Source organism: Xanthomonas sp. NCPPB 1068 (genome assembly GCF_041479385.2).
GTDB classification, from domain to species: domain Bacteria; phylum Pseudomonadota; class Gammaproteobacteria; order Xanthomonadales; family Xanthomonadaceae; genus Xanthomonas; species Xanthomonas cannabis.
Genome location: NZ_CM192986.1, coordinates 3,760,683 through 3,775,362 on the forward strand (window position 1 = coordinate 3,760,683; position 14,680 = coordinate 3,775,362).

Here is a 14,680-nt window from a genome sequence, read left to right on the forward strand (position 1 = left end):
TCGCTGACGACGGCCAGCTCTTACTGCCGCCCCACGCTCTGCACCACATGCAGGCGGCGCAGCCGGCGCATCACTTCGGCCAGATGGCGGCGGTCGCGCACCTGGATATTGAAACGCAGCACGGCCGCGTTGAAGTCGCGGTCCAGGTAATCCACGCGTTCGATATTGGACTGGCTCTGCGCAATGGCCGCGGCCAATTGCGCCAGCACGCCGGTGCGGTTTTCCACTTCCACCACCAGCGCGGTGTCGTAGTCACCGGTCACGCTGGAATCCCAGTCGATCGGCACCCAGCGCTCGGGCGACTTGCGCAGCTCGGCCAGGTTCGGGCAATCCAGCCGGTGCACCACGATGCCCTTGCCGGCGGTGTGGTAGCCCATGATCTCGTCGCCAGGAATCGGCTGGCAACAGTTGGCGAAACTGATCACGCCGCGTTCGCTGCCGTCGATCAGGATCTTTTCGTGCGAATGCTTGGAATGGCCGCCACCACGCAATTCCGCGTAAGCCATCAACGCCTGCGCGGCCTGGGTCGGCATCCAGTTGCCAAGTGCAACATCGGCCAGCAAGGCTTCCAGGCGTGGGTAGCGGTGCTCGTTGAGGAAGGCGTCCAGGCGGCCCTTGGGCAGCCGCTCCAGCGAGGAGTCCATCGCCTCCAGCGCACGATCGAGCATGCGGTGGCCCAGCTGCACGGCATCTTCGTGCTCGAGCTGCTTGAGCTGATGGCGGATGGCGGTGCGCGCCTTGCTGCTGACCACAAATTCCAGCCACTGCGGCTTGGGCGTGGCCGAGCGCGCGGTGATGATTTCCACCGCCTGCCCGCTGACCAGCTTGGTGCGCAGCGGTACCAGCTTCTTGTCCACGCGCGAGGCCACCGCGCGGTTGCCCACGTCGGTATGCACCGCGTAGGCGAAATCCAGCGCGGTGGAATTGCGCGGCAGCGCCAGGATCTTGCCCTTGGGCGTGAACAGATAGACCTCGTCCGGGAACAGGTCGACCTTGACGTTGTCCAGGAATTCCAGCGACGAGCCGGCGGCGCGCTGCGAATCGATCAGCTCCACGATCCAGTCGTGCGCGCGGCTCTGCGCGCTATTGGGCGAGGCCGAGCCGACCTTGTAGGTCCAATGCGCGGCAACGCCGCGTTCGGCGATCAGGTCCATCTCTTCGGTGCGGATCTGCACTTCGATCGGCGAGCCGTAGGGCCCGAACAACACCGTGTGCAGGGATTGGTAGCCGTTGGCCTTGGGGATCGCGATGAAATCGCGGAAGCGCCCGTCCAGCGGCTTGAATGTGGCATGCACCGCGCCGAGGGCGTGGTAGCAATCGGCCACTGAACGCACCACCAGGCGGAAGCCGAACACGTCCATCACCTGGTCGAAGGATTTGTTCTCTTCGTGCATCTTGGAATAGATGCTCCAGGGCGTCTTGATGCGGCTGACCAGCCGATGTTCCAGCCCTTCCTTGGCCAGGCGCTGCGACAGCTGCACTTCCACCTGCGCCATCGATTCGCGCCGCACCACCGGCTGGCTGCGGATGTGTTTCTCGATGATGGCGTGGCGCCACGGATACAGCGCGCGGAAGCCCAGGTTCTGCAGCTCGGACTTGATCAGGCTCATGCCCAGGCGCTGCGCGATGGGTGCGTAGATCTCCAGCGTCTCGCGTGCGATACGGCCGCGCGCTTCGGTGCTTTGCGCGCCGAGCGTGCGCATGTTGTGCAGGCGGTCGGCCAGCTTGATCATGATCACGCGCAGGTCGCGCGACATCGCCAGCAGCATCTTGCGGAAACTTTCCGCCGCCGCTTCCTGGCGGTCGCGGAACTTGAGCTTGTCCAGCTTGGTGACGCCATCGACCAGCTCGGCCACCGCTTCGCCGAATTCGGACGCCAGCTCCTCGCGGGTCAGCGGCGTGTCTTCGATGGTGTCGTGCAGGATCGCGGCGATCAGCGATTCCATGTCCAGGCCCAGCTCGGCCAGCACGCCGGCCACGGCCACCGGATGGGTGATGTAGGGCTCGCCGGATTTACGGGTCTGGCCGGCATGCGCGGTGGCGCCAACCTCCCAGGCACGGCGCAGGATCGGCAGCTGCTCCCTGGGCAGGTAGCTGGCGGCGCGTTCGAAGTGCAGGACGTAGTCGGGAATGGCCTGGTCGGAAGACGGAGACGTCACGACGGTCGCCTGGGCAGTGGGGCCTGGGTTCATGGCGGAAGACTATGCCAGCGGCGCAGTGACGGCAAACGTTTGCACACCCCGGCGTACTGCCGGAGCCCCAAACGAAAACAGCCCGCGTGGATGCGGGCTGTTCGAATCGATCGCCGTGACGCGGGCAATCAATCGTCGTTCTTGGACATGTCTTCGTCGGCGACCACTTCGGCGGCGGCCCATTCCAGTGCTTCGCGCTCGGCACGCTCGCGCTCGGCTTTCTCGACTTCGTCGATCAGCGCGTTGTCGATCCGGCGTGCGGCGATCTCGCGCAGTGCCATCACGGTGGGCTTGTCGCTGGCGTCGGCGTTTTCGATCAGCGGCTGCACGCCGTTGGCGAGCTGACGGGCGCGCTTGGAGGCCATCATGACCAGCTCGAAACGGTTGTTCACGACTTCCAGGCAATCTTCTACGGTAATGCGGGCCATGCGGGCTCCCGGCGACCAGCAACGGCCGCGCATCGAATGAGGGAAAGGGGGCGGAGTGTACGCCTGCACGGTTGAGCGGGCAACCGATGGCCGTTCAGTTTCCTTTGGAATCAGCGACTTGGACCCGTGCACCAGGCCAGGGAATCCTTGCCGGTGCGCAGACCCGGCCCCTGCCCACCCGCTGAGCGCGTCCACTGCACCCGAATGCGAGCCGCCTGGCGCCCTGCCGCATGGCCGGATCAGTGCCCGCCACGCCACCCACGCTGCGGGCGACGGTCACGCATGCGCCGTCAGTCCAGCAAGGCCTGGATCAGCCCGGCATGCCGCTGCTGCTGCGCCTGCCGGCGCAAGCGGCTGGCGGTGAAGATGGCGCACATCTCCGACACGGCGGTGTCGAAGGTTTCGTTGATGATCACGTAGTCGAACTCTTCGAAATGCAGCATCTCCTCGCGCGCGGCAGCCAGACGCTGTGCCATCACGTCCTCGCTGTCCTGCCCGCGCTTGCGCATGCGCTCGTCCAGCGCCTGGCGCGACGGCGGCAGGATGAACACGCTCACCGCATCGGGCACCTTCTGGCGCACCTGGCGCGCGCCCTGCCAGTCGATCTCCAGCAACACGTCGTGCCCGGCGGCCAGCTGCGGCTCCACCGACTGCCGCGCAGTGCCCTTCCAGTCGCCATGCACCAGCGCGTACTCGAAAAAGTCGCCCGCCTCGATCATGCCCTGGAACTCGTCGGCAGAGACGAAATGGTAGTGCTCGGCATGCCGCTCGCCCGGCCGAGGCGCGCGCGAGGTGAACGAGATCGACAGGGCGATCTTGGGATCACGCGCCAAGGTGGCGTTGACGATGCTGCTCTTGCCGGCGCCCGAGGGGGCCGCAACGATATAGAGGGTGCCGCGCATAGGATCAGGGATTCGGGATTGGGGAGTCGGGATTCGCGAACGGACTGCGGACCGGTACCACCGGGGTCGACATGCTACCGGGATTGGCCGCAGCCCGCAGACATCGGGAACCGGCAACTGCCCCATCCCGAATCTCGAATCCCGAATCCCGAATCCCGAATCCCGGCTACTCGATGTTCTGCACCTGCTCGCGGATCTGGTCGATCAACACCTTCAGATCCACGGCGGCGTTGGAGGTGCGGCTGTCTACCGACTTGGAGCCCAGTGTGTTGGCTTCGCGGTTGAACTCCTGCAGCAGGAAGTCCAGGCGGCGGCCCACCGGCTCGCGCTGCTTGAGCACGCGACGGATCTCGGCGATGTGGCTGGACAGGCGGTCGAGCTCCTCGTCCACGTCCAGCTTCTGCAGCCACAGCACCAGCTCCTGCTCGGTGCGGCCGGGGTCCACCGGATGCGGCAGATCGGCCAGGCGTGCGGCCAGCTTGACGCGCTGCCCTTCGCGAATTGCCGGAATCAGCGTGCGCACCTCGGCGGCGATACGTTCGATCGCATCCACCCGCTCGCTGATCGCCGCGGCCAGCTTGCTGCCCTCACGCTCGCGCGCAGCAACAAAGCTGTCGACCACCTCGTCCAGCAAGGCCAACGCCTGCGCCTGCAGCGCGGGCGCATCCACGTCCTGTACCTGCAGCACGCCCGGCAGCTGCAGCAGGTCGGTGAAGCCCACCTGCAGCTTGGGGAAGACGCCTTGCAGCCGCGCGGCAAGCGCGCCCAGTTCCTGCAGCAGTGCTTCGTTGACGGCCAGAGTCTGTGCGTTTTCCGGCGCGCGCAGGCGCAGCGTCAGGTCCAGCTTGCCGCGGCTGTTCTTGGCAGCCACGCGCTCGCGCAGCAGCGGCTCCAGCGCACGCAATTCTTCCGGCAGGCGCGTGCCCACTTCCAGAAAGCGGTGGTTGACCGAGCGCAGCTCGCAACCGAGCGTGCCCCAGGGCGTGATGCGTTCGCCGCCAGCAAACGCGGTCATGCTTCGGATCATCGTGAATCCCGTGCCGTCAAAGCGCGAATGGTACCCTAGCCGCCCTTGCCGGCTGCCTGCACGCCGCGCACTGACGCCCGACCCACCTCCCGACTTCCGGACTCATCGCATGACCTTTTCCCGTCCCAGCGGCCGCACGGCCGACCAGCTGCGCCCGGTGCGCATCGAACGCGCCTTCACCCGCCATGCCGAAGGCTCGGTGCTGGTGAGCTTCGGCGACACCCGCGTGCTGTGCACCGCCAGCGTGGAAAACCGCGTGCCGGGCTTCCTGCGCGGCAAGGGCGAAGGTTGGGTCACCGCCGAATACGGCATGTTGCCGCGCTCCACCCACACCCGTTCCGATCGCGAGGCCGCCCGTGGCAAGCAGGGCGGGCGCACGCTGGAAATCCAGCGACTGATCGGCCGCGCACTGCGCGCCTGCGTGGACCGCAACGCGCTGGGCGAGCGCACCATCACCCTGGACTGCGACGTGCTGCAGGCCGATGGCGGCACCCGCACCGCGGCCATCACCGGCGCCTACGTGGCGCTGGCCGACGCAGTGAACCTGCTGCTCAAGCGCGGCGACATCAAGAAGCACCCGTTGATTGGCGCGGTGGCTGCGGTGTCGGTCGGCATCTATCGTGGTGAACCGGTGCTGGATCTGGATTACCCGGAAGACAGCGACTGCGATACCGACATGAATGTGGTGATGAACGATGGCGGCGGCTTCATCGAGCTGCAGGGCACGGCCGAAGGCCATGCCTTCCGTCGCGACGAACTCAACGCGCTGCTGTCGCTGGCCGAAAAGGGCATGGGCGAGCTGTTCGCGTTGCAACGCGCCGCACTGGCCGGATGAGCCGTCGCATCGCCCTGACCACCTTGCTGGTTGCCGACTACGATGCGGCGATTGCCTGGTACACCGGCGCGCTGGGCTTCCACGTGCTGGAAGATCGCGCACTGGGCGATGGCAAACGCTGGGTGGTGATCGGCCCGGGCGGCACGCGGGATGCCGGCCTGCTGCTCGCGCAGCCGGCCGACGCCGCGCAACGCGCGCGCATCGGCGATCAGACCGGTGGGCGCGTGGATCATTTTCTCTACACCGACGACTTCTGGCGCGACCATGCGGCCATGCAGGCCTTCGGCGTGGAATTCCTGGAAACCCCGCGCGACGAGCCGTATGGCACGGTCGTGGTGTTCCGCGATCTGTACGGCACCAAGTGGGATCTGCTGGAGCCCAAGCAATGAAGCAACTGGTATTGGCCAGCGGCAACGCCGGCAAGCTGGAAGAACTGCGCGCCATGCTGGCGGCACTGCCGCTGCGCATCGTCGCGCAGGGCGAGCTGGGCGTGGAAGACGTGCCGGAAACCGGCCTGACCTTCGTCGAGAACGCGTTGATCAAGGCACGCCATGCCAGCGCGGTGACCGGCTTGCCGGCGCTGGCCGATGATTCGGGCCTGATCGTCGATGCGCTGGGCGGTGCGCCCGGTTTGTACAGCGCGCGCTACGCCGGCAGCCCCACCGATGCGCAGGCCAACAACGCCAAGTTGCTCGATGCCATGCGCGACGTGCCCGCCGAACGCCGCAGCGCGCGGTTTTATGCGGTGATCGTGTTGCTGCGTCACCCGGAAGATCCGCAGCCGCTGATCGCCGAAGGCAGCTGGGAGGGCGTGATCACCACGCAACCGCGTGGCGATGGCGGCTTCGGCTACAACCCGGTGTTTCTGGATCCGGTATACGGCCTGACCGCCGCGGAGATGGACACCGCCTTGAAGAACCGCCTCAGCCATCGCGCGGTGGCCTTGGCCACGCTGCAGCACAAGCTGCATGCGTTGGCGTTGTGAATCACGCCTAGCGTAATGCCCCAACTGATCCCGCCGCCATTGTCGCTCTACGTGCACCTGCCCTGGTGCGTGCGCAAATGCCCGTACTGCGATTTCAACTCGCATGCGGCCAAGGGCGTGCTGCCGTTCGAGGAATACGTAGATGCGTTGATCCGCGACCTGGATGCGGACCTGCCGCTGGTGTGGGGGCGCGTGGTGCATTCGGTGTTCTTCGGCGGCGGCACGCCGAGCCTGTTTCCGCCACAGGCGATCGACCGGTTTCTGCAGGCGGCGGCCGCGCGGCTGCGCTTTGCACCGAATCTGGAGATCACCCTGGAAACCAATCCAGGCACCGCCGAGCATGGCCGCTTCGACGGCTATCGCGCCGCCGGCGTGAACCGCCTGAGCTTCGGCGTGCAGAGCTTCGACGATGTGGCATTGCAGCGGCTAGGGCGCATCCACGATAGCGCCGAGGCCGAACGTGCGATCAAGCTGGCGCAGGATGCCGGCTACGAGAATGTCAATATCGACCTGATGTACGCGCTGCCCGAGCAGACCCTGGCGCAGGCCGAGCGCGACCTTGAACGCGCCTTCGCGTTGCAGCCCACCCACATGTCGCATTACCAGCTCACGCTGGAGCCGAACACGGTGTTCTTCGCGCGGCCGCCCAAGGGCATCCCCGACGACGATGCGGCCTGGGATATCCAGGAACATTGCCAAGCGCTGCTCGCCGAGGCCGGCTATGCGCAGTACGAAGTCAGCGCCTATGCCAAGCCGGGCCGGCAGTGCGCGCACAACCTCAATTACTGGCGGTTTGGCGACTACCTGGGTATCGGCGCAGGTGCGCACGGCAAGATCAGTTCCGGCGCCGAACAACACGTGCTGCGGCGCTGGAAGCACAAGCATCCGCAGAGCTACCTGGCCAGCGCCGGCACGCCCGCATCGGTCGGTGGCGACGAGGTCGTGCCGCGCGAGCGGCTACCGTTCGAATACATGCTCAACCTGCTGCGGCTGCACGAAGGGTTTCGCCTGGGCGATTTCGAAGCGTGCACCGGCCTGGCCGCGTCGGCCATCGCCGCACCGGTCGCGCGTGCGGTGGCACAGGGTTGGCTGGTCGAACAGGACGGGCGCGTGCTGCCCACCGAGCTGGGCCGCCGCTTCACCAACGATGTGGTCGAGCTGTTTTTGCCCTGAGCACGCGCCCCCTGCTGCGCCGGCAAGATTGCGGTGCGGCGAACATGCGCCAGCGTGGGCTCGTGCCCCGTTGACACGGCGCGGCCGGCACCGGGCTCCTGGCACCTCGCATCGCGATGATCGCTGCGCGGCCGGAAAACATGCTACATAGCTCACGCTTCGCACCGAGCCCATCTCCCCGGATGTCCACGCCCCTGTCCTCCCTGCAGCCCACGCTCAGCGGCCCGATCGCCGACGCGCCCGTTTCCGCGCGCGGCCGGCGCCTGCTTGGCATGTTGCATGCGCAGTGCGTGCAGGCGCTCGGCGGCCCGCTACGGCTGACCATCGTCGAGCTGGAACGCGCGCTGCTGCATCAGGCCGAGCACGCACGCAACAGCCAGATTCAGGCCGATACCTACGCGCAGATGCGCGGCCTGCGCGATCATATCGACCGCTTTCCGCAGCTGTTCCTGCAGCATCTGGCGCAGGACCTGGCGGCATTGCAGGAGCGCCCTGCGCTGATGCCGCCCGCCGATGCGTCCACGCCACCGCAGACGCTGACCTTGGTGGAAGACACCGACATCGATCGCGACATCGTGCTCAGCGACATCGCCCGCCGCGAGACCTCGCGGCGTGCCGATGCGCTGCAACTGCTCGCGCAACGTCTGGCAGTGATCGGCGCAGTGCCGGAATTCGAGCTCGACGCCCTGCCGCTCGGGCCTTATGCCCTGTGCCGGATCGTGCGTGAGTGCGGCCAGTGCCTGGGTCTCGGCCTGGATGGGCAGCTCGCGCTGTACAAGGTCTTCGAGCATCAGGTGATGGATCGCCTGGGCGATGTCTACGAGAGCGCCAATGCCACGCTCGCGCAGGAAGGCATCCTGCCCGGGCTGATCTATCACCCCTACCTGGTCAAGCCCACCCATGTGCAGACGCGCCGCACCGCGCCAGCCGGTGCGGCGACACCTGCAGGCAACGCCGCAGCAGGCACACACGGCAGCGCGCAGCGCCCCCCGCGGCCGGCCAACGGCTGGCACGGGCACGCCGCTCCGAACGCCTGGCAGAGTGCCCTGCTCGATCCGCAAGGCCTGCCCCCTGCAGCGTCGGGTGCTACCAGCAGCATGCACGCGGCCTCGCCCGGGTTGAACGAGGCCGCACACGCACTTGGCGGCCTGATGTCCTCGGCACGCCACTGGCAGGCAGCCGGCACCGCTGGCGCGCATGGCGCTACCGCCCCGGGCAGCTTGCTGCAGGCCGCCGCCCAGCCGGCTGCAGCGCCGGCAGCCAGCGCTGCGCCCTGCGTGCCCAAGGCCGCGCTGGGCAAGGCACTGGCCAGCCTGCAGGGCGCGCCGGGCGCACGCCCCGGTGCATTGTCGCCGGCACCCGGTATCGATGCGGTGCAGCGCCAGGTGCTGGAGCTGCTGCGCGCCGAGCACGGCGCAGACGCCACGCTGTCGCCGCAGGACAACGACACCTTCGACCTGCTTGGTCTGCTTTACGCACAGATGCAACGCGAAGTGCGCGATCACACACCTGCGCAGGCCCTGCTCGCCAGGCTGCAGGTGCCGGTGGTACGCGCAGCCCTGGCCGACACGCATTTCTTCGTGCGCGACCAGCACCCGGTGCGCGAGCTACTCAACACCGTGGCCGAGTCCGGCGCGGTGTGGCTGGGCGAGGACGATGTGGACCCGCAGCTGCTGCACAAGCTGGGCGCCGCGGTCGACACCATCGTCAACGATTACCAGGGCGACGAGGCGACCTTTGCCGCCGCCAACGATGACATCCAGGCGCATCTGCGCACCCTGGCGCGCAAGGCCGACGTGGCCGAACGCCGGCATGTGGATGCCGCGCGCGGCAAGGAACGGCTGGAAACTGCCAAACAGCAGGCGCAGGCGCGGATCGAGCAGGTGTGCGACGACAGCGCACCGCCGCGGTTCGTGCAATCGCTGCTGCGCCAGGCCTGGTCCGACGTGCTCACGCTCACCCTGCTGCGGCAAGGCGAGCAGTCGCCGGAGTGGGACGAGCGCCTGGCGCTGACCACGCGCATCGCCGAGGTCACCTGCCGCAACAAGGGCGAGCCCACCGACATTGCGCTCGGCACCGATGTCGAAACCGCGCTGCTGCAGGTGGGCTATCACCACGACGAAGCGGCCGCGATTGCGCGCCGCCTGTCCACACCCGGCGGCGACGATGCGCTTAGCTCGCGCACCGAACTGGCCGCCAAGCTCAAGGCGCGCGCGCGCCTGGGCGAGCAGGCCGACACTGCAGCGCACAAGCCCGCCGCCATACCGCGCACGCCGGCCGAAGATGCCTGCTACACGCAGCTACGCAGCCTGCCGTTCGGGACCTGGTTCGAATTCGTGATCAACCAGCAAGGCGACCTGCGCCGGCAACGCCTGTCCTGGTACAGCCCGATGACCGGCCATGCATTGTTCGTCAATCAGCGCGGGCAAAAGATCGGCGAGCACTCGCTGGACGGGCTGGCGCGGCTGATGGCCGGCGGCCAGGCGCGCCTGCTGGTCGAAGAGAAATCCCGCCTGATCGACCGTGCCTGGCATGCCACCGTGCGTACGCTGCGCAGCCTGGCCGGCCACGCTCCCGCAGAGGCCTTGCCATGATCCAGGACACCCGCCGTGCGCCGCGCCGCCAACCAAACGACATGGTGCCGGTGATCGACATGCTCAGCGAAGCGCAGATCGGCCGGGTCGGCAATGTCTCGGAAACCGGCATGCTGCTGCTGGCCTCGGTTGCCCTGCACGACGACGCGCTGTACCAGCTGCGTTTCAGCCTGCCCGAACGCGTTGGCCGCGCCACCGAGATCGACGTCGGCGTGCACCTGCTGTGGTCGGAGCCGGCGCATGCGCCCGGGCAGGCCTGGGCCGGCTTCCGGTTCCTGAGCATGTCCGAGCCGCATCGCCAGCGCCTGCGCGCCTGGATCGCCGAAGAACACATGGTCGGCTGACGCAGCGCAGTGCGATTGCGGCAAACTTGCGCATTGCTTCGCATTGCCGATCGAGTCCCGCATGACCCAGCCCTCCTTGAGCCACCTGTATTCCGACCACCTGCGCACGCTGACCGCGCGTGCCGACCAGGCGCTGCAACGCGGCGGCTTCGATCATCTGGTGGTCCCCAGCGGCAGCACGCACTACCAGGTGTTCGACGACCGCGATTACCCCTATGCGGTCAACCCGCAGTTCAAGACCTGGGTGCCGCTGACGCGGGTGCCCGACAGCTGGCTGGTCTACACCCCGGGCCAGCGGCCGACGGTGATCTTCCACCAACCGTTCGACTACTGGCACGTGGTGCCCGACGCGCCCAGCGGCTGGTGGGTGGAGCACTGCGACATCCACATCATCCGCACCCCGGAACAGGCGCTGGCGCTGCTGCCCAGGCAGGTCGAGCGCTGCGCCATCCTCGGCGAGGCGCGCAGCGCACTCGGCGCCTACGTGCCGAACAACCCGCAGCCGGTGCTCGACTACCTGGACTATCAGCGCGCCTTCAAGACCCCGTACGAGCTGGCGTTGATGCGCATCGCCCAGCAGCTGGCAGTGCGCGGCCATCGTGCCGCCGAAGCGGCGTTTCGCGCCGGCCAGAGCGAATTCGGCATCCATATGGCCTACTGCGCGGCCGTGGGCCAGGATGCCAACACGCTGCCATACGGCAACATCATCGCGCTCAACGAGCATGGCGCAGTGCTGCATTACACCGAGCTCGGCCAGCAGCCACCGCAGCCGCTGCGCAGCTTCCTGATCGATGCCGGCGCGTCGGCACATGGCTATGCCAGCGACATCACCCGCACGTACGCCGCCGATACCGGCAGCGAATTCCAGGCCCTGATCGATGCAGTCGACGCCGCGCAGACCCGCATGGGCCAGGCCGTGCGCGCCGGCGTGGACTACAAGCAGCTGCACATCGATGCGCATCTGGCGTTGATGGGCATCCTCCAGCAGTTCGGCATCATCACCGTGTCGCCGGAGGCCGCGCTGGCCACCGGCGTCAGTGCCGCGTTCTTCCCGCATGGCCTGGGCCACCTGATCGGCCTGCAGGTACACGATGTGGCCGGCTTTGCCGCCAGCGACCGCGGCGGCCGCATCGAACGCCCGGCAGGCCATCCCTACCTGCGCCTGACCCGCGTGCTGGAACCAGGCATGGTGGTGACCATCGAGCCGGGTGTGTACTTCATCGACATGCTGCTGGACGAAGTGAAGAAGAACGGCCACGCCGCCAGCATCGACTGGCAGCGCGTGGAGCAGTTCAAACCGTACGGCGGCATTCGCATCGAAGATGAAGTGGCGTGCACCGACGACGCGCCGGAAAACCTGACCCGCCCGGTCTTCGCCGCCGCTTGAGCAGCAGGCGCGGCCGACCACACCACGGTGTGCAATGCCGGGCCACAATGGCGAAAGACCTGAAATGGGCGCCCAACCGCGCCATCCACCACCCGATCACGCCCCGCTACGCTGCAGCACCACCACACGGAACACTGCCATGAACGACCCACGCCAGAGCGCGCACCCGGACCACGCGATGTACCAGCAGATCGAACGCGGCGTGCATGCGATCGATGCGGCGCACGGTCGCACGCCCGATCAGACCAGCGCACGTCTCACCGCCGCCTTGTTGCCGCTGGCCAAGGAAGGCGGGCTGTCGCGCGTGGATCACGTGCTGATGAGCGAAGCAAACCATCGCGGCGTGCACGGCGGCGAGAACGTGTTCGTGGTGCAAGGCGACCCGTCCAATCCGGCGCACCTGCGTGCGCACATGAAAACCGAACAGGCGCTGGGCACACCGGAAGAACAATCCTTCGAGCGCGCGCGTCAACTCGCCGGGCCGAGCGAGCCGGTGCAGCACCCCGACCGCACCCAGACGCCGCAGCTGGGCCAATAAACGCAGCCGACAAAACGCCTGTGCAGTCGCCAGGCGGGCGCAGCTGGTGCCTGGGATCGGCGTAAGCACGCGTCCATTGCGGCGACTGCGTTTTGCCTGCGCCTTCATGACGCTCACTGCGGTGTGTTGGCCGCTGCGACCCTGCCGCGCGCCGGCGGTTACGCGCTGCCGGCCATCACCGCTTCGATCTCGTCGGCGCTGCGCGCCAGTGCATCGGTCAGCACGCGGTGGCCATCGCCGGTGATCAGCACGTTGTCTTCGGTGCGGATGCCGATGCCGCGCCACCTGGGCTCCACCGTGGTGTCGTCGGCAGAGACATAGAGCCCCGGCTCGATGGTGAACACCATGCCGGGTTCCAGCAGGCGCGAGTCGCCGGCCAGCCGGTAATCGCCGACATCGTGCACGTCAAGGCCCAGCCAGTGGCCGGTCTTGTGTCGATAGAAGCGCTTGTAATGCCCCTCGGCGATGTTGCGTTCCAGCTTGCCCTTGAGCAGGCCCAGGCGTAGCAGGCCCTCGGTCAAGGTCTCCACCGCGGCCAGATGCCCGGCCTCATAGGCCACGCCGGGGCACGCCTGCGCGAGCGCCGCCGCCTGCGCCGCACCGACCAGATCGTGCAGGGCGCGCTGTGCCGGCGTGAAGCGGCCGTTGACCGGGAACGTGCGGGTGATGTCGGCCGCATACCCACGGTATTCGGCACCGGCATCGATCAGCACCAGATCGCCGTCGCGGCTGCGCGCGTTGTTGGCGCGGTAATGCAGCACGCAGGCGTTGCTGCCGGTGCCGACGATGCTGCCGTAGGCCGGCCACCCATCGGCGGCGCGAAATTCGCGCTCCACTTCGGCCTGCAGTTCGTACTCGTGCACGCCCGGGCGTGCCAGTCTCATGGCGGCCAGGTGCGCACGCACGCTGATGTCGGCGGCCTGCTGCATCAAGGCGAGTTCATCGCGCGACTTGAACAGGCGCTGCTCGTGCAGTAGATGCCCCAGCTCCAGGAATTCATGCGGTGGCTGCGCGCCATGACGCACCTGCTCGCGCACCCGCTTGAGCCAGCCGATCAGCTTCAGATCGAAATCGACATCGCGGCCGAAGTGGTAATAGACCCGGCTGCGCCCTTCCAGCAGACCCGGCAGGATCTCGTCCACATCGTCGATGGGGTACGCGTCGTCCATGCCGTAGCGTTCCACCGCCCCTTCCTGCCCCTCACGCGGGCCGTCCCAGGCTTCGCGCTCGGCATCGCGCTCGCGGCAGAACAGGATGGCTTCGCCGTGCCGGCGACCGGGCACCAGCACCAGCACCGCCTCGGGCTCGGGAAAGCCGCTCAGATACCAGAAGTCCGAATCCTGCCGGTACGGGTAATGGGTGTCGTGGCTGCGCACGCGCTCGGGAGCGGCGGGCAGGATCAGGATGGCGTGCTCGCCGGCCATCTGCATCAGTTGCTTGCGCCGGCGCGCATACTCGGCCGCGCCGATCCCGGTGAGCTTCTTCATGACGGAACGACGATCAGTTCAGACGTTGGCGAAAACGCGGCCCCATGACGCAGTCGCCGTGCAGCAACAGCACCGCCACGCGGACGAATTCCTCTATCTCGGCCAGGGCGGTGTCGTCTTCTTCGCCGGCATCGAAATCGTCGCTGGATGCCTGCGCCAGGCGGGCCAGATCCTGCAGCGCTTCTTCGCCTTCTTCGGTGAGCGCCGGGCGCTGCTGCGCGGCCAACCCGAAGCCGCCCAGAAACGCGCGGCACCAATCGAACAGCGCATCGGTACGCGCCGGCAACGGGGCGCCATCTTCGACCAGCAGCAGATCGAACGCAAAGTCGCGGTCTTCCAGCTGTGCCACGGTGGCCTGGTGCAACCGATCCAGCGCGCCGCCCTGCCTGGGCGCCGCCTGGGCGTTGTCGGCCAGGATGCGGGCCAGCCAGTCGCCGCTGTCGGCCCCACCACCGGACAACCACCCGCATAGCCCACCGTGCAACTCCGCCGCAGAGGACGCCAGCCCAAGCTGACGGCTTTCAGTTTGCACAGCGGTTACGTCAGGCAGATCCATCGGGTCATCCAGGCTAGGAACAGAAGGCACCCGCGCGAGGCGGGCGACGAGACTTTCCAGTGTATCAAGGCCGCCCGTCCCAACCGCGATCCGGTCGCTCCATGCAGCGTTCCAGGGGCCACGCGCTGCAGCGGGTCAGGCCGGCGGCAGCCCTTGGCAGGCTTGGCTTCATGGCGCGTGACCGGCCTGTGAGCGGCGCTTGACCGTGACGCGCGCGCGCCCCTATCGTGAG

At 67.5% G+C, this 14,680-nt stretch carries 14 protein-coding genes; 8 read left to right on the forward strand and 6 right to left on the reverse strand.

Annotation, left to right across the window (positions count from 1 at the left end; translation table 11 throughout):
- Positions 1-20: 20 nt before the first annotated feature.
- The 4 genes from ACCQ12_RS15965 to ACCQ12_RS15980 all read right to left on the reverse strand — a co-directional run bounded on the left by ACCQ12_RS15965 (position 21) and on the right by ACCQ12_RS15980 (position 4,549).
- Complete coding sequence (locus tag ACCQ12_RS15965; protein WP_104580719.1) at positions 21-2,192, reverse strand: RelA/SpoT family protein; 2,172 nt, start codon at positions 2,190-2,192, stop codon at positions 21-23.
- A gap of 128 nt (positions 2,193-2,320) precedes the next feature.
- A complete protein-coding gene (gene rpoZ / locus ACCQ12_RS15970; RefSeq protein ID WP_002812428.1) occupies positions 2,321-2,620 on the reverse strand; it encodes a DNA-directed RNA polymerase subunit omega in 300 nt (99 codons plus the stop codon).
- 290 nt (positions 2,621-2,910) lie between these two features.
- On the reverse strand, positions 2,911-3,522 hold the full coding sequence (gene gmk, locus ACCQ12_RS15975) for a guanylate kinase (protein WP_005996765.1): 612 nt from the start codon (positions 3,520-3,522) through the stop codon (positions 2,911-2,913).
- Between the two features lie 166 nt (positions 3,523-3,688).
- The gene (locus tag ACCQ12_RS15980; RefSeq protein ID WP_372382217.1) at positions 3,689-4,549 is read right to left on the reverse strand and encodes a YicC/YloC family endoribonuclease; all 861 of its coding nucleotides are present in this window, start codon (positions 4,547-4,549) and stop codon (positions 3,689-3,691) included.
- A gap of 109 nt (positions 4,550-4,658) precedes the next feature.
- On the opposite strand from ACCQ12_RS15980, the gene rph reads away from it, so the two are divergent.
- From rph to ACCQ12_RS16020, 8 genes are all read left to right on the forward strand, one after another.
- Positions 4,659-5,384 (forward strand): ribonuclease PH, encoded by a 726-nt coding sequence (gene rph, locus ACCQ12_RS15985; RefSeq protein ID WP_228335568.1) that lies wholly within the window; start codon positions 4,659-4,661, stop codon positions 5,382-5,384.
- Complete coding sequence (locus ACCQ12_RS15990) at positions 5,381-5,773, forward strand: VOC family protein (RefSeq protein ID WP_372382218.1); 393 nt, start codon at positions 5,381-5,383, stop codon at positions 5,771-5,773. The genes rph and ACCQ12_RS15990 overlap by 4 nt, the downstream gene beginning before the upstream one ends.
- Positions 5,770-6,369, forward strand: coding sequence for an RdgB/HAM1 family non-canonical purine NTP pyrophosphatase (rdgB, locus tag ACCQ12_RS15995; protein ID WP_372382219.1), 600 nt, complete (start codon positions 5,770-5,772; stop codon positions 6,367-6,369). Before ACCQ12_RS15990 ends, rdgB begins: the two co-directional genes overlap by 4 nt.
- A 15-nt stretch (positions 6,370-6,384) precedes the next feature.
- Entirely contained in the window at positions 6,385-7,542 is a 1,158-nt protein-coding gene (gene hemW / locus ACCQ12_RS16000) for a radical SAM family heme chaperone HemW (protein WP_372382220.1), read from the forward strand.
- A gap of 182 nt (positions 7,543-7,724) precedes the next feature.
- Positions 7,725-10,136, forward strand: a complete 2,412-nt coding sequence (locus ACCQ12_RS16005) for a DUF1631 domain-containing protein (RefSeq protein ID WP_372382221.1) — start codon at positions 7,725-7,727, stop codon at positions 10,134-10,136.
- Entirely contained in the window at positions 10,133-10,480 is a 348-nt protein-coding gene (locus ACCQ12_RS16010) for a PilZ domain-containing protein (RefSeq protein ID WP_047696865.1), read from the forward strand. Before ACCQ12_RS16005 ends, ACCQ12_RS16010 begins: the two co-directional genes overlap by 4 nt.
- A 61-nt stretch (positions 10,481-10,541) precedes the next feature.
- Positions 10,542-11,867, forward strand: a complete 1,326-nt coding sequence (gene pepQ, locus ACCQ12_RS16015) for a Xaa-Pro dipeptidase (protein WP_372382222.1) — start codon at positions 10,542-10,544, stop codon at positions 11,865-11,867.
- A 139-nt stretch (positions 11,868-12,006) separates the two neighbouring features.
- On the forward strand, positions 12,007-12,405 hold the full coding sequence (locus tag ACCQ12_RS16020; protein WP_372382223.1) for an XVIPCD domain-containing protein: 399 nt from the start codon (positions 12,007-12,009) through the stop codon (positions 12,403-12,405).
- Positions 12,406-12,563: 158 nt separating this feature from the next.
- On the opposite strand, the gene ACCQ12_RS16025 is transcribed toward ACCQ12_RS16020, so the two are convergent.
- Both ACCQ12_RS16025 and ACCQ12_RS16030 read right to left on the reverse strand, forming a co-directional pair.
- Positions 12,564-13,892 (reverse strand): aminopeptidase P N-terminal domain-containing protein, encoded by a 1,329-nt coding sequence (locus ACCQ12_RS16025; protein ID WP_372382224.1) that lies wholly within the window; start codon positions 13,890-13,892, stop codon positions 12,564-12,566.
- Between the two features lie 13 nt (positions 13,893-13,905).
- Complete coding sequence (locus tag ACCQ12_RS16030) at positions 13,906-14,448, reverse strand: YecA/YgfB family protein (protein WP_372382225.1); 543 nt, start codon at positions 14,446-14,448, stop codon at positions 13,906-13,908.
- Positions 14,449-14,680 lie beyond the last annotated feature (232 nt).